This window comes from Streptomyces sp. 63XJN7_1_ISO-PGPR-S23-121, assembly GCF_056173025.1.
This window is the reverse complement of record NZ_CM149653.1, coordinates 7,832,166-7,853,423: the sequence shown is the minus strand read 5'-3', so window position 1 is coordinate 7,853,423 and position 21,258 is coordinate 7,832,166. Positions and strand designations below refer to the sequence as shown.

Annotated in this window: 20 protein-coding genes; 8 read left to right on the top strand and 12 right to left on the bottom strand. The window is 68.9% G+C overall.

What is annotated here, in order from left to right; all coding sequences use genetic code 11:
- Window positions 1-101: 101 nt before the first annotated feature.
- The 3 genes from AC0VYN_RS35175 to AC0VYN_RS35165 form a co-directional block, all read right to left on the bottom strand.
- Window positions 102-1,364 (bottom strand): MFS transporter, encoded by a 1,263-nt coding sequence (locus AC0VYN_RS35175; RefSeq protein ID WP_475534223.1) that lies wholly within the window; start codon window positions 1,362-1,364, stop codon window positions 102-104.
- 77 nt (window positions 1,365-1,441) lie between these two features.
- Window positions 1,442-2,524, bottom strand: coding sequence for an inositol-3-phosphate synthase (locus AC0VYN_RS35170; protein WP_475534222.1), 1,083 nt, complete (start codon window positions 2,522-2,524; stop codon window positions 1,442-1,444).
- Window positions 2,525-2,568: 44 nt separating this feature from the next.
- Entirely contained in the window at window positions 2,569-3,246 is a 678-nt protein-coding gene (locus AC0VYN_RS35165; protein WP_475534221.1) for a PadR family transcriptional regulator, read from the bottom strand.
- Between the two features lie 352 nt (window positions 3,247-3,598).
- Between AC0VYN_RS35165 and AC0VYN_RS35160 the strand changes: the two genes are divergently transcribed.
- On the top strand, window positions 3,599-6,283 hold the full coding sequence (locus AC0VYN_RS35160) for a transglycosylase domain-containing protein (RefSeq protein WP_475534220.1): 2,685 nt from the start codon (window positions 3,599-3,601) through the stop codon (window positions 6,281-6,283).
- Between the two features lie 121 nt (window positions 6,284-6,404).
- On the top strand, window positions 6,405-7,913 hold the full coding sequence (locus tag AC0VYN_RS35155; protein WP_475534219.1) for a glycosyltransferase family 87 protein: 1,509 nt from the start codon (window positions 6,405-6,407) through the stop codon (window positions 7,911-7,913).
- 118 nt (window positions 7,914-8,031) lie between these two features.
- On the opposite strand, the gene AC0VYN_RS35150 is transcribed toward AC0VYN_RS35155, so the two are convergent.
- From AC0VYN_RS35150 to AC0VYN_RS35140, 3 genes are all read right to left on the bottom strand, one after another.
- Entirely contained in the window at window positions 8,032-9,063 is a 1,032-nt protein-coding gene (locus AC0VYN_RS35150) for an alanine racemase (RefSeq protein WP_385459265.1), read from the bottom strand.
- 103 nt (window positions 9,064-9,166) lie between these two features.
- On the bottom strand, window positions 9,167-10,288 hold the full coding sequence (gene femX / locus AC0VYN_RS35145; RefSeq protein ID WP_127444086.1) for a peptidoglycan bridge formation glycyltransferase FemX: 1,122 nt from the start codon (window positions 10,286-10,288) through the stop codon (window positions 9,167-9,169).
- 140 nt (window positions 10,289-10,428) lie between these two features.
- Window positions 10,429-10,758: a hypothetical protein gene (locus tag AC0VYN_RS35140; RefSeq protein WP_475534218.1), complete on the bottom strand. Its 330-nt coding sequence runs from the start codon at window positions 10,756-10,758 to the stop codon at window positions 10,429-10,431.
- 277 nt (window positions 10,759-11,035) lie between these two features.
- On the opposite strand from AC0VYN_RS35140, the gene rpsF reads away from it, so the two are divergent.
- The 4 genes from rpsF to rplI all read left to right on the top strand — a co-directional run bounded on the left by rpsF (window position 11,036) and on the right by rplI (window position 12,732).
- Window positions 11,036-11,326, top strand: coding sequence for a 30S ribosomal protein S6 (rpsF, locus tag AC0VYN_RS35135; RefSeq protein WP_077798159.1), 291 nt, complete (start codon window positions 11,036-11,038; stop codon window positions 11,324-11,326).
- 76 nt (window positions 11,327-11,402) lie between these two features.
- Window positions 11,403-11,987, top strand: a complete 585-nt coding sequence (locus AC0VYN_RS35130) for a single-stranded DNA-binding protein (protein ID WP_475534217.1) — start codon at window positions 11,403-11,405, stop codon at window positions 11,985-11,987.
- Between the two features lie 43 nt (window positions 11,988-12,030).
- The gene (gene rpsR / locus AC0VYN_RS35125; protein WP_003949403.1) at window positions 12,031-12,267 is read left to right on the top strand and encodes a 30S ribosomal protein S18; all 237 of its coding nucleotides are present in this window, start codon (window positions 12,031-12,033) and stop codon (window positions 12,265-12,267) included.
- 18 nt (window positions 12,268-12,285) lie between these two features.
- Window positions 12,286-12,732, top strand: coding sequence for a 50S ribosomal protein L9 (gene rplI / locus AC0VYN_RS35120; protein WP_385459258.1), 447 nt, complete (start codon window positions 12,286-12,288; stop codon window positions 12,730-12,732).
- A 131-nt stretch (window positions 12,733-12,863) separates the two neighbouring features.
- Here rplI and AC0VYN_RS35115 read toward each other — a convergent pair whose 3' ends face one another.
- Entirely contained in the window at window positions 12,864-14,201 is a 1,338-nt protein-coding gene (locus AC0VYN_RS35115) for an MATE family efflux transporter (protein ID WP_475534216.1), read from the bottom strand.
- Between the two features lie 460 nt (window positions 14,202-14,661).
- Here AC0VYN_RS35115 and dnaB point away from each other — a divergent pair, with 460 nt between their 5' ends.
- Window positions 14,662-16,143, top strand: coding sequence for a replicative DNA helicase (gene dnaB, locus AC0VYN_RS35110; RefSeq protein WP_385459254.1), 1,482 nt, complete (start codon window positions 14,662-14,664; stop codon window positions 16,141-16,143).
- A 58-nt stretch (window positions 16,144-16,201) separates the two neighbouring features.
- The gene (locus AC0VYN_RS35105) at window positions 16,202-17,587 is read left to right on the top strand and encodes a serine hydrolase domain-containing protein (RefSeq protein ID WP_475534215.1); all 1,386 of its coding nucleotides are present in this window, start codon (window positions 16,202-16,204) and stop codon (window positions 17,585-17,587) included.
- 65 nt (window positions 17,588-17,652) lie between these two features.
- On the opposite strand, the gene AC0VYN_RS35100 is transcribed toward AC0VYN_RS35105, so the two are convergent.
- The 5 genes from AC0VYN_RS35100 to AC0VYN_RS35080 all read right to left on the bottom strand — a co-directional run bounded on the left by AC0VYN_RS35100 (window position 17,653) and on the right by AC0VYN_RS35080 (window position 21,234).
- Window positions 17,653-18,105 carry an N-acetyltransferase family protein gene (locus tag AC0VYN_RS35100; protein ID WP_475534214.1) on the bottom strand — a complete coding sequence of 151 codons (453 nt, stop codon included), beginning with the start codon at window positions 18,103-18,105 and terminating at the stop codon, window positions 17,653-17,655.
- Between the two features lie 53 nt (window positions 18,106-18,158).
- Window positions 18,159-18,623: a MarR family winged helix-turn-helix transcriptional regulator gene (locus AC0VYN_RS35095; RefSeq protein WP_385459248.1), complete on the bottom strand. Its 465-nt coding sequence runs from the start codon at window positions 18,621-18,623 to the stop codon at window positions 18,159-18,161.
- 157 nt (window positions 18,624-18,780) lie between these two features.
- Window positions 18,781-19,647, bottom strand: a complete 867-nt coding sequence (locus AC0VYN_RS35090) for a GNAT family N-acetyltransferase (protein WP_475534213.1) — start codon at window positions 19,645-19,647, stop codon at window positions 18,781-18,783.
- 142 nt (window positions 19,648-19,789) lie between these two features.
- A complete protein-coding gene (locus AC0VYN_RS35085) occupies window positions 19,790-20,272 on the bottom strand; it encodes an NUDIX domain-containing protein (protein ID WP_475534212.1) in 483 nt (160 codons plus the stop codon).
- Window positions 20,273-20,328: 56 nt separating this feature from the next.
- Window positions 20,329-21,234, bottom strand: coding sequence for a LysR family transcriptional regulator (locus AC0VYN_RS35080; RefSeq protein ID WP_475534211.1), 906 nt, complete (start codon window positions 21,232-21,234; stop codon window positions 20,329-20,331).
- Between the last annotated feature and the right edge of the window lie 24 nt (window positions 21,235-21,258).

The window sequence follows — 21,258 nt, the reverse complement described above, 5'->3', positions numbered from 1 at the left end:
GGTGCATGACGCGAACATGGCGCGAGTAAGACGCACGTAAGTTACCGGGCCCCACCGACATCTCTGTAGGCCGGTGGGGGTCTGTGGCGCTGATGTGACACTTAATGGCTGCCAAAACGGGCCATAGCGACTGCAACCGCTCCGTAGACAGCGGCGACGGTGACGACCAGTTGCACCGATCGCCCGTCAGGCGGCAGCATCAGCGCGGCCACCGCGGCGGCACCGACGAAGGCGACGTTGAACAGCACGTCGTAAACGGAGAAGATCCGGCCACGGAAGGCGTCGTCGACCGATGACTGCACAATCGTGTCGGTCGCGATCTTCGAACTCTGGGTCGTCAGCCCCAGGACGAACGCCGTGGCGAGCAGGGGCGCGGTCGCGAACGGCAGCCCGAGAGCCGGGACCAGCACCGCGGCGGCCCCCGCGCACACGGCCATCCAGCGGCCGGTGCCGAGTCGCCCGGCCGCCCAGGGTGTGATCACCGCCGCGGCGAAGAACCCGGCGCCGGAGACTCCCAGGACCAGTCCCAGCAGCGCGAGGCCCTCGTCCGTGTCCGACGTGAGGGCGTACCGGCACAGCATCAGCAGGAAGACGAGCAGGGCGCCGTAGCAGAACCGCATCAGGGCCATGGCGACGAGCGACCAGGCCGCCCGCCGGCGTGCGGGCGCGAGGAGGTGGTGCACGGCGGCCGCCAGGTCCCGGGCCGTGCCGGCGAGCGCGGACGCCAGCCGAGGGTGCACCAGTGCACGGTCGGGACCCAGCAGCTCCACCGCCATCCGCAGCGACGCGAGCGCGCCGCACAGGTACAGGGCGGCGCCGAGCAGCACCACGGCGGCGTCGGAGTCGGCGACCACGAGGCGCACGACGAAGGCCAGGCCACCACCGGCCGTCGCCGCCAGGGTGCCCGCCGTCGGTGAGACGGAGTTCGCGAGCACCAGGCGCTCCGCGTCGACCACACGCGGCAGCGCCGCGGACAGGCCCGCGAGGACGAAGCGGTTGACGGCGGTGACGCACAGGGCGGAGACGTAGAAGAGCCAGTCCGGGACGGAGGCGACCATCAGTACCGCGGTCACCGAGGCGAGCAGGGCGCGCAGCAGGTTGCCGTACAGAAAGACCTGGCGGCGGCGCCAACGGTCCAGGAGGACCCCGGCGAAGGGGCCCACCAGGGAGTACGGGAGCAGTAGGACGGCCATCGCGGAGGCGATCGCGGCGGCCGAGGTCTGCTTCTCCGGCGAGAAGACGACGTAGGTGGCGAGCGCGACCTGGTAGACGCCGTCGGCGCCCTGGGAGAGCAGACGTACGGCGAGCAGGCGCCGGAACCCCTTCAGACGCAGCAGGACGCGCAGGTCACGGACGACGGCCATGGGGCACAGCCTCACATACGCGAAGGTCCCCGGGTCGTGCGACCCAGGGACCTTCAGCGGACTTCAGTCGGGCGCGTTCAGCGCTCGACCTCGCCCTTGATGAACTTCTCGACGTTCTCGCGGGCCTCGTCGTCGAAGTACTGGACCGGCGGGGACTTCATGAAGTAGCTCGACGCAGAGAGGATCGGGCCGCCGATGCCGCGGTCCTTGGCGATCTTCGCGGCGCGCAGGGCGTCGATGATGACGCCGGCCGAGTTCGGGGAGTCCCAGACCTCAAGCTTGTACTCAAGGTTCAGCGGGACGTCGCCGAACGCACGGCCCTCGAGGCGGACGTAGGCCCACTTGCGGTCGTCCAGCCAGGCCACGTAGTCGGACGGGCCGATGTGGACGTTCTTCTCGCCGAGGTCCCGGTCGGGGATCTGGGAGGTGACGGCCTGCGTCTTGGAGATCTTCTTGGACTCGAGGCGGTCGCGCTCGAGCATGTTCTTGAAGTCCATGTTGCCGCCGACGTTCAGCTGCATCGTGCGGTCCAGGATGACGCCCCGGTCCTCGAACAGCTTCGCCATGACGCGGTGCGTGATGGTGGCGCCGACCTGCGACTTGATGTCGTCACCGACGATCGGCACGCCGGCCTCGGTGAACTTGTCCGCCCACTCCTTGGTGCCGGCGATGAAGACCGGGAGGGCGTTGACGAAGGCGACCTTGGCGTCGATGGCGCACTGGGCGTAGTACTTCGCCGCGTCCTCGGAGCCGACGGGCAGGTAGCAGACGAGGACGTCGACCTGCTTGTCCTTGAGGATCTGGACGATGTCGACCGGGGCCTCGGCGGACTCCTCGATGGTCTCGCGGTAGTACTTGCCGAGACCGTCGAGCGTGTGGCCGCGCTGGACCTGGACGCCGCTGTTCGGGACGTCGCAGATCTTGATGGTGTTGTTCTCGGATGCGCCGATGGCGTCCGCGAGGTCGAGGCCGACCTTCTTGGCGTCCACGTCGAAGGCGGCGACGAACTCGATGTCACGGACGTGGTAGTCGCCGAACTGGACGTGCATCAGGCCCGGGGCCTTGGCCGCCGGGTCGGCGTCCTTGTAGTACTCGACGCCCTGCACCAGCGATGCGGCGCAGTTGCCCACGCCGACGATGGCTACGCGAACCGAACCCATTCCGGTTGCTCCCTGTGTGTACGAGTGAGGCCCTGACTGGGCGCTCACGTGGCGGTGTCGCCGGGCGTATCCGGCCGGGGGTCGTCCCCGGGCCGGGGCAGGCCGCCCGTCGCTCCAGATGTCGTGTCCTGTTGAGCGGTCCCCTCGGCGGCGGGACCCCGCAGGTCCCGCCCCGCCCGCTCGCTCTCGATGAGCTCGTTCAGCCAGCGCACTTCGCGCTCCACGGACTCCATTCCGTGGCGCTGGAGCTCGAGCGTGTAGTCGTCGAGGCGCTCCCGGGTGCGGGCCAGGGAGGCCCGCATCTTCTCCAGGCGCTCCTCCAGCCGACTGCGCCGCCCCTCGAGCACGCGCATGCGCACGTCGCGCGACGTCTGCCCGAAGAACGCGAAGCGAGCGGCGAAGGTCTCGTCCTCGTACGCGTCGGGGCCGGTCTGCGAGAGGAGCTGCTCGAAGTGGTCCTTACCGTCGGCCGTCAGCCGGTAGACGATCTTGGCGCGACGCCCGGTGAGGGAGGCGGCGGCCTCGCCGATGTTCCCCGGTTCCTCGATCAACCAGCCGTTCGCGACCAGCGTCTTGAGGCAGGGGTACAGCGTCCCGTAGCTGAAGGCCCGGAACACACCCAGTGACGTGTTGAGCCGCTTGCGCAGCTCGTAGCCGTGCATCGGGGATTCGCGGAGCAGGCCGAGTACGGCGAACTCGAGGATGCCGGAACGCCGGCTCATCGTCGCCTCCTCTCGTCCTTATGCCGCGCTGATGTATCGGCTCGATACATCACGACGATAGAACGACCTTCCGCATGCGACAAGAGGTGTACTGGTGAACGGGATCACATCGGTGATTCATCGTGAGCAAGTTGCCTGATTTGAGGTGAACTTCGGAGCTCGGGGGTTTTGGCGGTGCGTAGTCTGTGCGCCATGCAGACTGCCGGGAACCGTGTGACGCGTGGGGGCGTCCTCGTCCCCGGTGCAGTACGGGTGAATGCGGTAGGGGCCGCATCCGTACTTCGGGGGGACCGGAAACCAGCCGCCTTTTCCAGGCGCGCAAAGGTGCGCCTGCCCGAGGAGTAGTCGTTCGATGAGCGAGCACCGTCGCAAACCGCCGCAGCCGCAGGGAGGCGGACGTGCCGCGGCCCGACGCGGTCAGTCCGGCTCGTCCTCCGGCCGCAGCGCGGCACCGCGAGGCGCCACAGGGTCTCCGTCCGGCTCGTACGGTCCGGAGGACGAGGAGCGCCCCTACGGGGGCCGTGCCGAGGCCCGGCGCGCGGCACAACGGAACGGAGGCGGTCGCCGCAGGGCGGCCGAGCCGGCCCGCGGCGGCCGGCGGGCCGGTGGCGCCGCGAGTGGTCCCGGACGGGGCCGGGTGACCGCTTCGGGCAAGAAGCGGCCGATCGACTACCCCCGGGGCGACCGGGACGGATGGCAGCGCTGGGTGCCGTCCTGGAAGCTCGTCTCGGGTCTCGGCATCGCGTTCTTCGGCGGCCTGGTGGCCGTCGCGGGCATCGCGTACGCCATGGTCGGCATCCCCGACGTCGCCAAGACGGCGAAGGCGCAGAACAACGTGTACTACTGGGCCAATGGCGAGGTGATGGTCGCCACCGGTGGTGAGCGCAACCGTCAGGTGATCAAGCTCTCCCAGATCCCCAAGGCGATGCAGAACGCCGTCATCTCCCAGGAGAACAAGACGTTCTACTCCGACAGCGGCATCGACCCCAAGGGCATCGCCCGTGCCGTGTTCAACATGGCCCGGGGCGGCGAGACGCAGGGTGGATCGACCATCACCCAGCAGTACGTCAAGAACGCGATGCTGGAGGACCAGTCGCAGACGGTGTCCCGGAAGGTCAGGGAGATCCTGGTCTCGGTCAAGGTGGGTGCCGAGGTCGACAAGGACGAGATCCTCGAGGGCTACCTGAACTCGGCCTACTACGGCCGCGGGGCCTACGGCATCCAGGCCGCGGCGCGGGCGTACTTCAACAAGGACGCCGTCGACCTGAGTCCCGGCGAGTGCGCTCTGCTGTCGGCCGTCCTCAAGGGCGCCACCTATTACGACCCCGCGGGTGCCACGTCGATCGACCCGGCCGCCACCCCCGCGGCCAACAGGAAGCGCGCGTTCACGCAGATGCAGGACACCCTCGACAAGATGGTCGAGTACGGGCACCTGGCACAGGCGGAGCGCGACAAGTACACCGAGCTCCCCACGGTGCAGAACCCGCGGTCGAACACCCAGCTGGGCGGCCAGATCGGCTACCTCGTCGACCTCGCCAGGGCGTCCCTGATCAAGGAAGGCGTCGCGACGCGGGACCAGCTGGACCAGGGCGGCTACGAGATCCACACGACCTTCGACAAGAAGAAGGTCCAGGACCTCGAAGCCGCGGTCACGAAGGTCTACAAGGCGAACATCAAGCCCGAGAAGCGTCCCAAGACCGACACCCACGTGCAGTTCGGCGGGGCGTCCGTGAACCCCGGGACGGGTGCCATCGAAGCCATCTACGGCGGCGCCGACGCGACCAAGCACTTCACCAACAACGCCGACGTGACCGGTGCGCAGGTCGGTTCGACGTTCAAGCCGTTCGTGCTCGCGGCGGCGATGAAGTGGGGCGTACGCGATCCCGACGGCCCCGAGGACCAGCCCCAGGACGAGCGCACGGTCGTCTCCCCGAAGAGCCTTTACAGCGGCCAGAACGACCTCAAGATCAAGAACTACGACGGGACGATCTGGACGAACGAGAAGGGCGAGCAGTGGCGCCAGGAGAACGACGGCAAGGACTCGCTCGGTGATCCGCCGGACTACAAGATCGACCTGCGCGAGGCCATGCGGGAGTCGGTGAACTCCGCCTACGTGCAGCTCGGAATGGACGTCGGCCTGGACAAGGTGAAGGAGGCCGCGGTCAGTGCCGGCCTCCTGGAGGACAGTCTGACGGGCACCAATTACCCGTCGTTCTCCATCGGTGTCTCGGACCCCAGCGCGATCCGCATGGCGGGCTCGTACGCCACCTTCGCGGCCAGCGGGAAGCAGCGTGCTCCCTTCTCCGTCACGAAGGTGGTGCGGGAGGGCGAGCAGATCTACTCGCACGAAGACAAGGCGAAGGTCGAGCAGGCCTTCACCGCGAAGGTCGCGGACAACGTCACCGACGTCCTGAAGACCGTCGTCGAGGACGGCACGGGTTCCAACGCCCAGTTGCCGGGCCGTGAGGTGGCGGGCAAGACCGGTACCACGGACGGCAACAAGTCGGCCTGGTTCGTCGGGTACACCCCGCAGCTGTCGACCGCGATCAGCATGTTCCGCTACCCGGACGACGAGTCCATCAAGAACCGCACGTTCCTGGAGATGTACGGAACGGGTGACCAGGACAAGATCCACGGTGCGTCGTTCCCGTCGGAGATCTGGCACGACTACATGGAGCAGGCCCTGAAGGGCCAGCCGGCGAAGAAGTTCCCGACTCCGGAACCCATCGGTGAGGTCATCAACGACACTCCGCCGCCGAGCCCGTCTCCGACGCCCTCCAAGACGGAGAAGCCGAGCCCGTCGCCGAGCCCGTCGCCGAGCCAGACCCCGACCAGTCCGTCGCCCACACCGACCGACACCTGTGGCGTCTTCGACTGGCAGTGCGAGAACGGGGACAACAACGGCAACAAGAACGGCGGCAATGACACCGCCGGCGGGGACGGAAGTCCGTCGCCCTCGCCCTCGACCAGTGCGACGGAGGGAGACCCCGGTAACAATGGGCCCGGTGGTGGCACCATCTGGGGTTCGAGCGGATAGCCGCCCATATGCCCGGTGTGCGTGTTTCCCGTGAAACACCCGCTTGTTTCACGTGAAACAGGGGCCGCCGCACCCGTCGGGGTGCGGCGGCCCCGCCGTTTTCCCAGGCGCGTACGGCAGGATGTGCCCCATGCCCAGTGCAGAATCGACGCCACCGAGCGTGCACGAACCGGATCGGGTGCCGCCGAGCAGGGAGGACGCGGTCGCCGCGGCAGGCAGTGAGCTGATCGGCGGCCCTCTCGGCCGGCGTGCCCTGCTCGGGACATCCTGGTGGACCCCGGTGCGCGTGATCGCGCTCGTGGCGATCGGCATGTTCGCCCTCGGCCTGGTCCAGAAGGCGCCCTGCTACAACGGGGCCTGGTTCTTCGGTGCCAGCTCCCAGTACACGCATGCCTGCTACTCGGACATTCCGCACCTCTACCAGGGCCGTGGGTTCGTCGACGGGCTCGTGCCCTACTTCGACAAGCTCCCCGGCGACATGGAGTACCTCGAGTACCCGGTGCTGACCGGCTTGTTCATGGAAGTGGCGTCCTGGCTCACCCCGGGCAGCGGCTCCGTCCAGGACCAGGAACAGTGGTACTGGATGGTCAACGCCGGGATGCTCATGGTGTGCGCGGCCGTCATCGCCGTCTGCGTCACCCGCATGCACACCAGGCGCCCCTGGGACGGCCTGCTGGTCGCGCTGGCGCCCGCGCTCGCGCTCACCGCGACCGTCAACTGGGACCTGCTGGCCGTCGCCCTGACGACCGCCGCGATCCTGATGTGGGCGCGGGGGCGTGCCGTGGCCTTCGGTGTGCTGCTGGGGCTGGCCACGGCCGCCAAGCTCTACCCCTTCCTCATCCTCGGCCCGTTGCTGGTGCTCTGCTGGCGTGCGGGCAAGTGGCGGGAGTTCGGCAAGGCTCTGGGGGGAGCGGCCGGCGCCTGGCTCCTGGTGAACCTGCCGGTGATGCTCTTCGCGTTCGACGGCTGGTCGAAGTTCTACCGGTTCAGCCAGGAACGCGGCGTCGACTTCGGGTCCTTCTGGCTGATCATCGTCCAGAACACGGACGACCCGCCCAGCACCGAGACCGTCAACACACTGGCCATGCTCCTGATGCTGCTGTGCTGCGGCGCCATCGCCGCGCTCACGCTAACGGCCCCGCGACGTCCGAGGTTCGTCCAGCTCGCCTTCCTCATCGTCGCGGCGTTCGTCCTCACCAACAAGGTCTACTCGCCGCAGTACGTCCTGTGGCTCGTGCCGCTCGCCGCGCTGGCCCGGCCGAAGTGGCGGGACTTCCTGATCTGGCAGGCCTGCGAGGTGGCCTACTTCCTGGGCATCTGGATGTACCTCGCCTACACCACCAGCGGAGACGCCCACAAGGGCCTGCCGACGGACGGCTACCACTGGACCATCGGCATCCATCTGCTGGGGACGCTGTACCTGTGCGTCATGGTCGTCCGCGACATCCTCCTGCCCGACCGGGACCCGGTCCGGCGGACCGGCGACGACGATCCCTCGGGCGGTGTGCTGGACGGCGCCGAGGACGTCTTCGTCCTCGGTCCCGCGGCTCGTCCGCCACAGCCCACGGATCACCTCGAGGGCTCCCTGGTGGAATGGGGCGCCGGGCGGCAGCCGGGGGGTTCGCTCTGAGCGAACCGGGGCCGGCGGGTGCTCGCCGCCGACGGTTCTCCGGACCGTGAGAAGGGCCGTACACGGGCAACCGTGTACGGCCCTTCCGGGGTTCTCCGGGGCTCCGGCTCCGCGACCGTCAGCGGTCGACGATGCGGTCGAACTGCGTGGTGGTGTGGCGCAGATGTGCCACCAGCTCGTCACCGACCTTCGGCTCCGGTGCGTCCGAGGGCACGAAGAGGATCGACACCTGCATGTGCGGCGGTTCCGCGAACCAGCGCTGCTTGCCGCCCCAGACGAACGGCGACAGGTTCCGGTTGACCGTGGCCAGACCCGCTCGGGCGACGCCCTTGGCACGCGGCATGACACCGTGCAGCGCCTTCGGCGCCTCCAGGCCCACGCCGTGGGAGGTACCGCCCGCCACGACCACCAGGAAGCCGTCGGAGGCCGCCTTCTGCTGCCGGTAGCCGAAGCGCTCCCCCTTGGCCACGCGGGTGACGTCCAGCACGGCGCCGCGGTACTCGGTGGCCTCGTGGTCACCCAGCCACAGCCGCGTCCCGATGCGCGCGCGGAACCTGGTCTGCGGGAACTGCTGCTGGAGGCGGGCGAGTTCGTCGGCCTTGAGGTGGCTGACGAACATCGTGTGCAGCGGCAGACGGGCCGCACGCAGCCGGTCCATCCACCCGATGACCTCCTCGACGGCGTCCGAGCCGTCGGTGCGGTCCAGCGGCAGATGGATGGCGAAGCCCTCCAGCCGGACGTTCTCTATGGCGGCGTGCAGCTGCGGCAGGTCCTGCTCGCTGATGCCGTGCCGCTTCATCGAGGACATCACCTCGATGACCACCCGCGCGCCCACCAGGCCGTACACGCCGTCGATGGAGGAGACGGAGCGCACGACCCGGTCCGGCAGCGGCACCGGCTCCTCGCCACGCCGGTACGGCGTCAGCACCAGCAGATCGCCGCCGAAGAAGTCCTTGATCCGGGCGGCCTCGTAGGTCGTGCCCACGGCGAGGACGTCGGAACCGAGGCGCGTGGCCTCCTCCGCAAGTCGTTCGTGTCCGAAGCCGTAGCCGTTGCCCTTGCAGACCGGGACGAGCCCGGGGAACTGCTCCTGCACGTGCTTGTGGTGCGCCCGCCAGCGCGCGGTGTCGACGTAGAGCGTGAGCGCCATGGCCGGACCTGGAACCTTTCTGGTGGCTGCGGTGTGTCAAAGGGAAGGGAACGCGTCGGAGCTGTGGAGCCGCTCCCGACGCTACTGGAGCGGGGGGTGTGGTTCAGCGGCGCGACATGTAGATGTCGAGCGCCTTGTGCAGCAGCTTGTTCAGCGGGAAGTCCCACTCCCCGAGGTATTCCGCCGCCTGCCCGCCCGTGCCGACCTTGAACTGGATCAGGCCGAAGAGGTGGTCGCTCTCGTCCAGGGAGTCCGAGATGCCTCGCAGGTCGTACACGGTGGCGCCGAGGGCGTAGGCGTCCCGCAGCATCGCCCACTGCATCGCGTTCGAGGGCCGGACCTCGCGGCCGATGTTGTCGGAGGCGCCGTACGAGTACCAGACGTGCCCGCCGACGACCAGCATCGTCGCCGCGGACAGGTTCACGCCGTTGTGCCGGGCGAAGTACAGCCGCATGCGGTTGGGGTCCTCGTTGTTGAGGGCCGCCCACATGCGCTGGAAGTACGACAGCGGACGCGGCCGGAAGTGGTCGCGCACGGCCGTGATCTCGTACAGGCGCTGCCATTCCTCGAGGTCGTGGTAACCGCCCTGGACGACCTCTACGCCGGCCTTCTCGGCCTTCTTGATGTTGCGGCGCCACAGCTGGTTGAAGTTCTTGTGGACCTCTTCGAGGGACCGGTTGGCCAGCGGCACCTGGAAGACGTAGCGGGGCTGTACGTCACCGAAGCCCGCGCCGCCGTCCTCGCCCTGCTGCCAGCCCATGCGGCGCAGCTTGTCGGCCACCTCGAAGGCACGCGGCTCGATGTGGTCGGCCTCTATGTCGCGCAGCCGCTTGACGTCGGGGTCCTGGATGCCCTTCTTGATCGACGCGGCGTCCCAGCGCCGGATGATCACCGGCGGGCCCATCTTCACCGAGAAGGCGCCCTGCTGCTTCAGGTGCGCCAGCATGGGCTCCATCCATTCCTGGAGGTTGGGCGCGTACCAGTTGATGACCGGGCCCTCGGGAAGGTATGCGAGGTACCGCTTGATCTTGGGCAGCTGCCGGTACAGCACCAGGCCCACGCCGACGAGCTGACCCGTCCGGTCGTCGAACCAGCCGAGGTTCTCCGAGCGCCATTCCGCCTTTACGTCCGCCCAGGCCGGGACCTGCATGTGACTCGCCGCCGGCAGGCTCTGGATGTAGGCCAGATGCTGCTCGCGGCTGATGGTCCTCAGGGTCAGGCTCATTCGGGGCGCTCCTCGGGCTGGTGTGTCCCCATGGGTTCAGGGGCTCCGGCTCTCGCGCGAAGCCTACTGCGCCCTGTGAGCGCCCCGTCCGGCGTACTGGGGGACCGCGCCGTCCCGCGCGGGCCGGCGCGGTCCGTGGATCAGCCGCCGACGAACCCCCCGAAGGAGCCGAACAGCCCGCCGTGGGCCATGCCGAAGTAGAGGCCGACCGCGGAAGCGCCGATACCCAGCACCAGGCCGAAGCGCTCTCGGGTCGTCACGGAGATGAACTGGCCGTACCCGCCGGTCAGGACACCGGCCAGTCCGGCCCAGGAGGTCAGGAGGTGCAGTCCCGGGAAGCCCGCGGTGACGAGGGAGATGACGCCGAGCGCCAGGGTCACGGCCATCAGCGTGTCCTGGAGCGGGTGCCGTTTGCCGTCCGTGGCCAGCAGGCCGGTCCTGGGTTTGGCGGGTCGCGTGATCTGTGCCATGGGGAACCTCCAGCCGAAGGCGGTCCGTCTTCGCCCTGCATGTCCGTTGTGTACAGATTGGGTCCCCTCGCGACCGGATTTCAACCGCGAGCCATGGGCCAGGTACTCTGTACCTTCTGCACTGGTGTCTGCTGCCAGACCCCGGCCGGGCCGCCTCCTCGGAGAAGGCCGATTGTCAGTGGGGCCTGGTTTACTCGCTGATGCCGGTGCCAACGCATCGCAACCCTCCTGCCACGGAACGACCGTGGCCGCTGAGTCCAAAGGAGGTGGGTTCCACATGCGTCACTACGAGGTGATGGTCATCCTCGACCCCGATCTCGAGGAGCGTGCTGTCTCCCCGCTGATCGAGAACTTCCTCTCTGTCGTCCGTGACGGCGGCGGAAAGGTCGAGAAGGTCGACACCTGGGGCCGTCGTCGTCTCTCGTACGAGATCAAGAAGAAGCCCGAGGGCATCTACTCGGTCATCGACCTGCAGGCCGAGCCTGCGGTCGTCAAGGAGCTCGACCGCCAGATGAACCTGAACGAGTCGGTCCTCCGGACCAAGGTCCTCCGTCCCGAGATGCACTGAGCCTTCCGCTCAGCTGAATCCGGGATTCGAGTAGCAGCACAAGCAGCCAGCAGCAAACCCGCCGAGAGGTTCCCCCATGGCAGGCGAGACCGTCATCACGGTCATCGGCAATCTTGTCGACGACCCCGAGCTGCGCTTCACCCCGTCCGGTGCGGCCGTCGCGAAGTTCCGTGTCGCGTCGACCCCCCGCACCTTCGACCGCCAGACGAACGAGTGGAAGGACGGCGAGAGCCTCTTCCTGACCTGCTCGGTCTGGCGCCAGGCGGCGGAGAACGTCGCCGAGTCGCTCCAGCGAGGCATGCGCGTCATCGTGCAGGGCCGGCTGAAGCAGCGGTCCTACGAGGACCGTGAGGGCGTCAAGCGCACGGTCTACGAGCTGGACGTCGACGAAGTCGGTGCCAGCCTGCGCAGTGCCACGGCCAAGGTCACCAAGACCTCGGGCCGCGGTGGCCAGGGTGGCTACGGTGGTGGCGGCCAGGGCCAGGGCCAGGGTGGCGGCGGCTGGGGCGGCGGCCCCGGCGGTGGCCAGCAGGGCGGCGGCGCTCCCGCCGACGACCCGTGGGCCACGGGCGCTCCCGCCGGTGGCAACCAGGGCGGCGGCGGTGGCTGGGGCGGTGGCTCCGGCAGCGGTGGCGGCTACTCGGACGAGCCCCCCTTCTAGGGCGGGCTCCACCCACACTTCTTGATCACACAGGAGAAACATCATGGCTAAGCCGCCTGTGCGCAAGCCGAAGAAGAAGGTCTGCGCTTTCTGCAAGGACAAGGTCACGTACGTGGACTACAAGGACACGAACATGCTGCGGAAGTTCATTTCCGACCGCGGCAAGATCCGTGCCCGCCGCGTGACCGGCAACTGCACGCAGCACCAGCGTGACGTCGCCACGGCCGTCAAGAACAGCCGTGAGATGGCGCTGCTGCCCTACACGTCCACCGCGCGATAAGGGAAGGGTGACCGACTCATGAAGATCATCCTCACCCACGAGGTCTCCGGCCTCGGTGCCGCGGGCGACGTCGTGGACGTCAAGGACGGCTACGCTCGCAACTACCTGATCCCGCGGAAGTTCGCCATCCGCTGGACCAAGGGCGGCGAGAAGGACGTCGAGCAGATCCGTCGTGCTCGCAAGATCCACGAGATCCAGACCATCGAGCAGGCCAACCAGGTGAAGGCCCAGCTCGAGGGTGTCAAGGTCCGCCTGGCCGTCCGCTCCGGCGACGCCGGTCGTCTCTTCGGTTCCGTCACCCCGGCCGACGTCGCTTCGGCGATCAAGGCCGCCGGTGGTCCCGAGGTCGACAAGCGCCGCATCGAGCTCGGCTCGCCGATCAAGACCCTGGGCGCTCACGAGACGTCCGTGCGTCTGCACCCCGAGGTTGCCGCCAAGGTCAGCCTCGAGGTTGTTTCCGCCTGAGCCTGGCTCTCGCTGAAGCGATGACATGGGGCCGTACTCCCGGTTGGGAGTACGGCCCCATTGTCATGACAGCCGCTGAGTCGGCGGCCGGGCGCAGTTTCACGTGAAACGACGTGTTCCACGTGAAACGGTCAGCGCGTCGCGCCGGTGACGATCCAGTCGCCCGAGCGCGTACGCCACCACAGCGTCAGCATGCGCATCGTCATCATCAAGGTCATGGCCCCCCACAGCGCAGTGAGCCCGCCACCGAGGACCGGGACGAGGAGGGCGGCGGGGGTGAAGACCGCCAGGGTGAGCAGCATCGCCCAGGCGAGGTACGGGCCGTCCCCCGCGCCCATCAGCACCCCGTCCAGGACGAAGACCACACCGCAGACCGGCTGGGAGAGGGCCACGATCACCAGTGCGGGCAGGGCAGTGTCCTTGACGGAGGAGTCACTGGTGAACAGGGGCAGGAACGCCGGCCGGGCCAGCACCACGAGCAGGCCCAGAAGGAATCCGACCGCGATGCCCCATTCGACCATCCTTCGGCAGGCTTCCCGGGCACCTCGGGTGTCACCGGCTCCCAGGTGGCGCCCGATGATGGCCTGCCCGGCGATGGCGATCGCGTCGAGGGCGAAGGCCAGCAGGCTCCACAGGGACAGGATGATCTGATGGGCCGCGATGTCGGCGTCTCCGAGACGAGCCGCCACGGCTGTGGCGATCATGAGGATCGCCCGCAGCGAGAGGGTGCGGACGAGCAGCGGTACCCCGGCCTGTGCGGAAGCCCGGATGCCGGCGGCGTCCGGGCGCAGCGACGCACCGTGCCGGCGTGCTCCGCGGATGACCACCCCTAGGTACACCGCGGCCATACCGAGCTGGGCGATGACCGTTCCCCAGGCGGAGCCCGCGATGCCGAGGCCGGCGCCGTAGACGAGCGCGACATTGAGAACGGCGTTGGCGACGAAGCCCGCGACGGCCACGTAGAGCGGGGTCCGGGTGTCCTGCAGTCCTCGAAGGACACCGGTCGAGGCGAGCACGACGAGCATGGCCGGGATACCGAGCGAGGAGATCCGCAGATAGGTCACGGCATACGGAGCGGCGGTCTCGGAGGCGCCGAACAGGTCCACCAGGGAAGGGGCCGTGGGCAGGACGACGGCGATGACGGCCGCGCCGAGCAGCAGGGCCAGCCAGATTCCGTCCATTCCCTGCCGGATGGCGGACTGCAGATCACCTGCCCCGACGCGCCGGGCGACGGCCGCAGTGGTGGCGTAGGCGAGGAAGACGAACACGCTGACGGCTGTGGTCAGCAGAGCCGAGGCGATGCCGAGTCCGGCGAGTTGTGCCGTACCGAGATGGCCGACGATGGCACTGTCGGCCATGACGAAGAGCGGCTCGGCGACGAGCGCGCCGAAGGCCGGGACGGCCAGCGCGACGATCTCTCGGTCGTGCCGGCGCCGGGCGGTGCGGGAGCGCACGGGGGCCTGTGTCATGAGCACCAATCTAATCGTCCACAGGTAAGAGATGCAAAGCCCGAGTACCCCTTACTTTCCCGCTCATCCGGTGTGCACTTGTGTGCGGTTGCTGATGATCTTGGTCCGCCGGGGAAAGTTTTTCTTCTGCACAGCCCGTGGATGGGTGAAGTCGCAGGTCAGAGGCATGTCCTAGGTGTTGGGGAGCGCTTGTTCACAGGGCTGTCCACCGAGTCGTGCACAGCTTTGGAGGAGTTGTCCACAGCATCTGGCCAGTCGTCCACATGGCCTGTGGATAACCAGATTGGCTGACGGTGCCCGCGGGCCTACGGTGGTCCGGCGCCTGCTCCGTCCGACGGCTTGTGAACCATCACAAAACCGACGCCTCAGAACCGGAGTTGGGCGTCTTATTTGTCAGTGCCGTGTCGTAGAACTGAGGAGCACGGCGAGGTCCGCGCGGCGGACGGGAGGAGGTGGCTCGGTGAGCATTTCCGAGCCCTTGGACGACCCGTGGGCCGACAGCGGTCCCAGTGATCGTCTGCCCGCTTCCCGCCGTCGGGGTGACAGCGCCAGGAGCCGTGACGACCAGCACGAGCGCGGCCGGGACAACGGTGCGTGGGACGGCGCGGGACCCTCCGCGTTCGAGCGGGTGCCTCCGCAGGACCTCGAGGCGGAGCAGTCCGTTCTCGGCGGCATGCTGCTCTCCAAGGACGCCATCGCGGACGTCGTCGAGATCCTCAAGGGCCACGACTTCTACAAGCCGGCCCACGAGACGATCTACCAGGCGATCCTCGACATCTACGCCAAGGGGGAGCCGGCCGACCCGATCACGATCGCCGCCGAGCTCACGAAGCGCGGCGAGATCAACAAGGTCGGCGGTGCCTCGTACCTGCACACGCTCGTCCAGACCGTGCCCACGGCCGCGAACGCCGCCTACTACGCGGAGATCGTGCACGAGCGTGCCGTGCTGCGCCGCCTGGTGGAGGCCGGCACCCGGATCACCCAGATGGGATACGCGGCCGACGACGACGTGGACGAGATCGTCAACCGCGCCCAGGCCGAGATCTACGCCGTCACCGAGCAGCGCACCAGCGAGGACTACCTGCCGCTGGGCGACATCATGGAGGGCGCGCTCGACGAGATCGAGGCGATCGGTTCCCGCAGCGGTGAGATGACCGGCGTGCCCACGGGATTCACCGACTTCGACTCGCTCACCAACGGCCTGCACCCGGGCCAGATGATCGTCATCGCCGCGCGTCCCGCGATGGGCAAGTCGACGCTCGCGCTGGACTTCGCGCGGGCCGCCTCCATCAAGAACAACCTGCCGAGCGTCATCTTCTCGCTCGAAATGGGACGCAACGAGATCGCGATGCGACTGCTGTCCGCCGAGGCCCGTGTCGCCCTGCACCACATGCGGTCCGGCACCATGACGGACGACGACTGGACGCGTCTGGCCCGCCGGATGCCGGACGTCTCGGCCGCGCCGCTCTACATCGACGACTCCCCCAACCTGTCGATGATGGAGATCCGCGCCAAGTGCCGTCGGCTCAAGCAGCGCAACGATCTCAAACTGGTGGTCATCGACTACCTCCAGCTGATGCAGTCCGGTGGGTCCAAGCGCGCCGAGAGCCGTCAGCAGGAGGTCTCGGACATGTCCCGTAACCTCAAGCTCCTGGCCAAGGAACTGGAAATTCCCGTCATCGCGCTCTCCCAGCTGAACCGTGGCCCCGAGCAGCGCACCGACAAGAAGCCGATGGTGTCCGACCTGCGTGAGTCCGGCTCCATCGAGCAGGACGCCGACATGGTGATCCTGCTGCACCGTGAGGACGCCTACGAGAAGGAGTCCCCGCGCGCGGGCGAGGCCGACCTGATCGTGGCCAAGCACCGAAACGGTCCGACGGCTACCATCACCGTCGCCTTCCAGGGCCACTACTCGCGCTTCGTGGACATGGCGCAGACCTGACCCGCCCGCCAGGGGAAATCGACTCGACGCGGGGTGTGCGGCCCGCTGGACTGGGGGCATGACGACACCTCAGGAAGAACTGCTTCCCGCCACTCGCCGCGCGCTGCTGCACCGGATCGCCGTCGCCCAGATCGAAGGGCGTACGCCCTCGCTCGTCGCTGCCGTGGTGCGGGACGGACGGGCCGTGTGGCACGGGGCGCGGACATCGGTCGACGGGCACGGGCCGGACGAGAACGTGCAGTACCGGATCGGCTCGATCACCAAGACCTTCACCGCCGTGCTCGTCCTGCGGCTGCGCGACGAGGGTCTGCTCGACCTCGGGGACCGGCTGGAGGAGCATCTGCCGGGCACGGGAGCGGGGGAGGCCACGATCGCCGGTCTTCTCGCGCACACCGGAGGACTGGCCGCGGAGTCCCCCGCGCCCTGGTGGGAACGGACCCCCGGCTCCTTGCGCCCCGAGCTGGCCGACGTGCTGGGCAAGCAGCCTCTTCTGCATCCGGTCGGCCGTCGGCACCACTATTCGAACCCCGGCTACACGTTGCTCGGCGCATTGGTCGAGCGACTGCGCGGTGCTCCCTGGGAAGAGGTGCTGCGCCGGGAGGTGCTGGAGCCGCTGGGTCTGAACCGTACGACCACGCGCCCGCAGGCGCCTCACGCCGGCGGCTGGGCCGTGCATCCGTGGGCCGACGTGATGCTGGCGGAGCCCGTCGAGGACCTCGGACGGATGGCTCCCGCCGGTCAGCTCTGGTCCACGACCGGGGACCTGGTCCGGTTCGCCGTCTTCCTGACGAGGGGCGACGACAAGGTGCTGAGCGCCGAGACGGTGCGGGAGATGCGGACGCCCGCGGCGCCGGCCGAGGCCGCTGATGTCGCGGACGGCGTGACGTACGGACTGGGTCTGCAGATCCAGTACCGGGACGGACGGCTGCTCGTGGGCCACTCCGGCTCCCTGCCGGGCTTCCTGGCCAACCTGACCATCGGTGTCGAGGACGACGTGGCGGCGGTCGTGCTGACCAACTGCACATCCGGGCCGCTGACATCCGCAGTGGGGGCGGACCTCGTGCGGATCGTCGCGGAGGCCGAACCGCGGATCCCGGAGCCGTGGCGGCCGCTGCCGGACGTCGACGCCTCCGTGCTCGAGCTGACCGGGCAGTGGTATTGGGGGACCCAGGCCTTCGCGCTGCGGCTGACCCCCGCCGGGGGCGTCTCGCTGGAGCCGCTGTCGGGCCAGGGCCGCCGCTCGCGCTTCCGGGCGAACGGCGACGGCACCTGGACGGGGCTGGAGGGCTACTACGCCGGTGAGCTTCTGCGGGCCGTACGGCGCCAGGACGGGACCGTGAGCCATCTGGACCTCGGCTCGTTCGTCCTCACGCGCCGGCCCTACGACGAAGGAGCCTCCGTACCGGGAGGGGTGGACCCGGAAGGGTGGCGGGGCATCGGCTAGGGGCGCCGGGGCCGCGGTGTGCGCTGTTCCACGTGAAACAGCGCCCCGCCACGCACACGCCGGAATCAGAGTTCGAGCTTGAAGCCCGTGTGCGAGGCCGAGAAGCCGAGGCGTTCGTAGAAGCGGTGGGCGTCCGTACGGGTCTTGTCCGAGGTGAGCTGGACCAGACGGCACCCCAGCCGACGCGATTCGGCGACGGCCCACTCGATGAGCTGGGTGCCCAGTCCGGTGCCCCGCTCGTCGGCGTGGATGCGTACGCCCTCGATGATCGAGCGTGTGGCGCCGCGCCGGGAGAGTCCGGGAACGACGGTTAGCTGGAGCGTGCCGACGACGCGGCCCTCGCGGACGGCGACGACCAGGTGCTGGTGGGGATCGGTACTGAGCCGTTCGAAGGCGGCCAGGTAGGGACTCAGGTCGTCCGGTGACTCGCGCCGGGCGCCCAGCGGGTCGTCGGCGAGCATCGCGACGATCGCGGGAATGTCGTCCTGGACGGTGCGGCGTATTTCAAGATCTCCCATGGCCGCACCTTACGCAGGGAGAGCCGGCGAGGACACGCCCGCGCCGGCTTCGGTCATGCGGCCACCGGTGCCTTGAGCGTCTCCACCGCCCGGACCAGCGGAGCCAGCTCGGGGTTCCTGGCCGCCTCGTCGAGAGCCTCGCGCAGGGCGGCGTCGTTGGTGGGCCGGGCCTCGTTCAGTAGCTTCAGGCCCTCGGCGGTGACGTTGGTGTAGATGCCGCGACGGTCGGTGGGGCACAGGTAGCGTTCGAGCAGGCCGCGGTCCTCGAGGCGGGTGACCAGGCGGGTGGTGGCGCTCTGGCTGAGGACGACGGCGTCGGCGACCTGCTTCATCTGCAGATGACCTCCGTCGCCGTCGTGCTGCCGGCTGAGCACGTCGAGCAGGGAGTACTCACGCACGCTCAGGTCGTGCCCGGACTGCAGGGCGCGCTCGATACGGGCCTCGATCCTCCCGTGCAGCAGGGAAAGGGCGCACCAGCCCTGGGAGAGGGCGGTGAGCGCGGGGTCCGTCGCTGTCATGTGGTTCCTCCGTCCCGGAGCGGCTGAGACAAGGGTAGACCAGGCACACAATTTCTGGCGTTTGCTCGTAACAAGCGCGTGCAACTATTTAGTCCCGGGAGCGAAGGGCCGTCCCCCCGTTCGACGGGAGATCCCTTCCGTACCCGGCCCGCAGCGGTCAGCCCGCCGCCACGGTCAGGGGGGCGAAGCGCCGGGTCCAGTCCCCGGGCAGCTCCGTGATCCCGTACGTCATGACCGCGCTGGGGAAGACCGGGGCGAGGCCGCGCTCGTGCGCCCATGCCAGCAGCTCTTCGTGCCGTACGTCGATGTCGGTGCGCAGCGGCCGGTCGGTGCGGGCGGCGAGCCAGGTGACGAGCGCCTTGGCCGTCTCGGTGTCGCGGGCGATCAGCGGCCCCACGACGTGGGTGTCCATGTTGGGCCAGGCGGCGGCGTACCCGATGAGCCGGCCGCCCTCCTCGGCTACGCACAGCTGGTCGGCGAAGGCGGGCAGGCGCGTGATGATGTGGGTGCGGTCGGCGCCGAAGACCTCCTCGTCGAGCCGGAGGATGGCGGAGAGGTCCTCCGCGGTGGCCGCCCGTGTGGCGATCCGCGGCTCGGGCCCGCCCGGGGTGAAGCGCCCGCGCATCATCTCCACCCGGCCCGTGCACTTGAAGCCGAGCTCCTCGTAGAGCGGGCGGCCGTTGGGGGTCGCGTGCAGCGTCAGGGGAGTGGTGCCCTGCGCCGAGACGATGTGCCGCATCAACCGGCGTCCGATCCCCTGGCGGGCATGCCGCTCGGCGACCAGCACCATGCCGATGGCGGCGAGGGACGGCCGCTCGACGGGGCCGTACTCGGTGACGGTGCAGGCACTGACGAGACCGCCTTCGGGGTCGTCGATGCCGTACCCCTTCCCGGCGGTGAGAAGGAAGCCCCACTTGTGTTCTTCGCGTAGCCACCCCCGGTCCTCGGACAAGTCGGCGCAGGCGGTGAGATCGCGGAGCGTCAGACGGCGGATCGGCAAGGAGGAGAGGGAAGGAGTCACCACGCAGGTCAGGCTGTCCGACGGGAGCCGTCCGCGTCCACCTGTTTGCCATGGGACGTGTGAGCTTTTGGCCATGTCATGGCAGAGCGTGCGACGTCCCGGCAGGCGGTGGATGTTCTGTGTCCGGCGCGCGGCGTCGTGGGCTTCAGCCGAGGTCGGGGGCGTGCATCGCGCGTACGCCCTCGATGTTGCCGTCCAGATAGTGCCGCAACGACAGCGGTACCAGGTGAACGGAGGCGATACCGACCCGGGTGAAGGGAATCCGGACGATCTCGTACTCGCCGGCGGGCTCGTCGACCTCGGGACCGTGCCGCAGGGCCGGATCCATGGACTCCAGGCGGCAGACGAAGAAGTGCTGCACCTTCACGCCGGTCGCCCCGCCGTCCTCGCCGATGTGCTCCACGGTGTCGACGAAGCAGGGAACCACGTCGGTGATCTTGGCGCCCAGTTCCTCGTACACCTCGCGGTGCAGGGCGTCGACGACAGTCGTGTCCTCGGGCTCGACCCCGCCCCCGGGAGTGACCCAGTAGGGATCGACACCGGACTTGGTGCGCTTGATCAGGATCAGATCACCGCCGTCCAGGAGGACGGCGCGGGCGGTGCGCTTGACCACGGGTCGGACGGTCATGGGAGAAATGTGGCCCGGTTGGTTCCACGTGAAACATCGCAGACGTGCGCTTCTGCTCAGTTCCAGTCCCCCGCCGCGCGCAGCAGCCACTCGTGGGCCCGGGCGATGTGCGGCAACGCCAGGGTGCCGGTGCGCACCACCAGGAAGTACGTCCGCAGCGGCGGCACCGCCGGATCGTGCAGGGCGACGACGTCCCCGCGTAACAGGGCGCCGGCGCACAGGTAGCGGGGCAGCACCGCGAGCCCGGCACCCGCGATCACGCAGGTGAGCACCGCACGCAGGTCGGGAACGACGACGGTCCCCGGGGTGGCCGGGCAGGTGTCGAAGACGGACGCCCAGTACCGGGTGACGAAGGGCAGCGACTCGTGCACCTCGACCACGGGCACATGCGCCAGGCCCCGTGCGGAGGCGCGGCGGGGCTCTCCGGCGCCGGTCTGCGCGGCCCAGCGAGGCGCGGCGACCAGGACGTGCTCCTCGTCGCAGAGCGGAGTCGCCGTGAGCAGGGCGCCGCGCGGCCGGGCGGTACCGATGGCCAGATCATGATGTCCGGCGGCCAGGCCCTCCAGTGCCTCCTCGGCGTTCACGAAGACGGCGCGCAGCGCGAAACCCTGTCCGTCCTCCCGGGTGAGCTCCGTGAGCGCGGGCAGTGCCCGCTCGGCGGTGAACTCGGGGGGTCCGGCGAGGTGAAGGGTCCGCACCAGGAACTCGTCGTCGGCGCCGGTCTCGGCGATCTCCACCAGCGCGTCGAGGTGCGGGGCGGCCTTGTGGGCGAGTTCGTCGCCGATGGTCGTCGGGGTCACGCCTCGGGCCTGCCGCAGGAACAGGGGCCGGCCGAGCTGTCGCTCCAGGGTCCGGATCTGTGAGGTCACGGCAGGCTGGGAGAGACCCAGCAGAGCGGCGGCACGGGTGAAGCTGCCGGCCCGGTGGACGGTCACGAACGTGCGCAGCAAGGCCAGATCCACGGACGACCTCCCCCTTCTCCGCCG

Excerpts from the sequence above, each read along its gene's own strand:
- AC0VYN_RS35175 (WP_475534223.1), bottom strand. The coding sequence starts at position 1,364 with ATGGCCGTCGTCCGTGACCTGCGCGTCCTGCTGCGTCTGAAGGGGTTC.
- AC0VYN_RS35170 (WP_475534222.1), bottom strand. The coding sequence starts at position 2,524 with ATGGGTTCGGTTCGCGTAGCCATCGTCGGCGTGGGCAACTGCGCCGCA.
- AC0VYN_RS35165 (WP_475534221.1), bottom strand. The coding sequence starts at position 3,246 with ATGAGCCGGCGTTCCGGCATCCTCGAGTTCGCCGTACTCGGCCTGCTC.
- AC0VYN_RS35160 (WP_475534220.1), top strand. The coding sequence starts at position 3,599 with ATGAGCGAGCACCGTCGCAAACCGCCGCAGCCGCAGGGAGGCGGACGT.
- AC0VYN_RS35155 (WP_475534219.1), top strand. The coding sequence starts at position 6,405 with ATGTGCCCCATGCCCAGTGCAGAATCGACGCCACCGAGCGTGCACGAA.
- AC0VYN_RS35150 (WP_385459265.1), bottom strand. The coding sequence starts at position 9,063 with ATGGCGCTCACGCTCTACGTCGACACCGCGCGCTGGCGGGCGCACCAC.
- femX (WP_127444086.1), bottom strand. The coding sequence starts at position 10,288 with ATGAGCCTGACCCTGAGGACCATCAGCCGCGAGCAGCATCTGGCCTAC.
- AC0VYN_RS35140 (WP_475534218.1), bottom strand. The coding sequence starts at position 10,758 with ATGGCACAGATCACGCGACCCGCCAAACCCAGGACCGGCCTGCTGGCC.
- rpsF (WP_077798159.1), top strand. The coding sequence starts at position 11,036 with ATGCGTCACTACGAGGTGATGGTCATCCTCGACCCCGATCTCGAGGAG.
- AC0VYN_RS35130 (WP_475534217.1), top strand. The coding sequence starts at position 11,403 with ATGGCAGGCGAGACCGTCATCACGGTCATCGGCAATCTTGTCGACGAC.
- rpsR (WP_003949403.1), top strand. The coding sequence starts at position 12,031 with ATGGCTAAGCCGCCTGTGCGCAAGCCGAAGAAGAAGGTCTGCGCTTTC.
- rplI (WP_385459258.1), top strand. The coding sequence starts at position 12,286 with ATGAAGATCATCCTCACCCACGAGGTCTCCGGCCTCGGTGCCGCGGGC.
- AC0VYN_RS35115 (WP_475534216.1), bottom strand. The coding sequence starts at position 14,201 with ATGACACAGGCCCCCGTGCGCTCCCGCACCGCCCGGCGCCGGCACGAC.
- AC0VYN_RS35105 (WP_475534215.1), top strand. The coding sequence starts at position 16,202 with ATGACGACACCTCAGGAAGAACTGCTTCCCGCCACTCGCCGCGCGCTG.
- AC0VYN_RS35100 (WP_475534214.1), bottom strand. The coding sequence starts at position 18,105 with ATGGGAGATCTTGAAATACGCCGCACCGTCCAGGACGACATTCCCGCG.
- AC0VYN_RS35095 (WP_385459248.1), bottom strand. The coding sequence starts at position 18,623 with ATGACAGCGACGGACCCCGCGCTCACCGCCCTCTCCCAGGGCTGGTGC.
- AC0VYN_RS35085 (WP_475534212.1), bottom strand. The coding sequence starts at position 20,272 with ATGACCGTCCGACCCGTGGTCAAGCGCACCGCCCGCGCCGTCCTCCTG.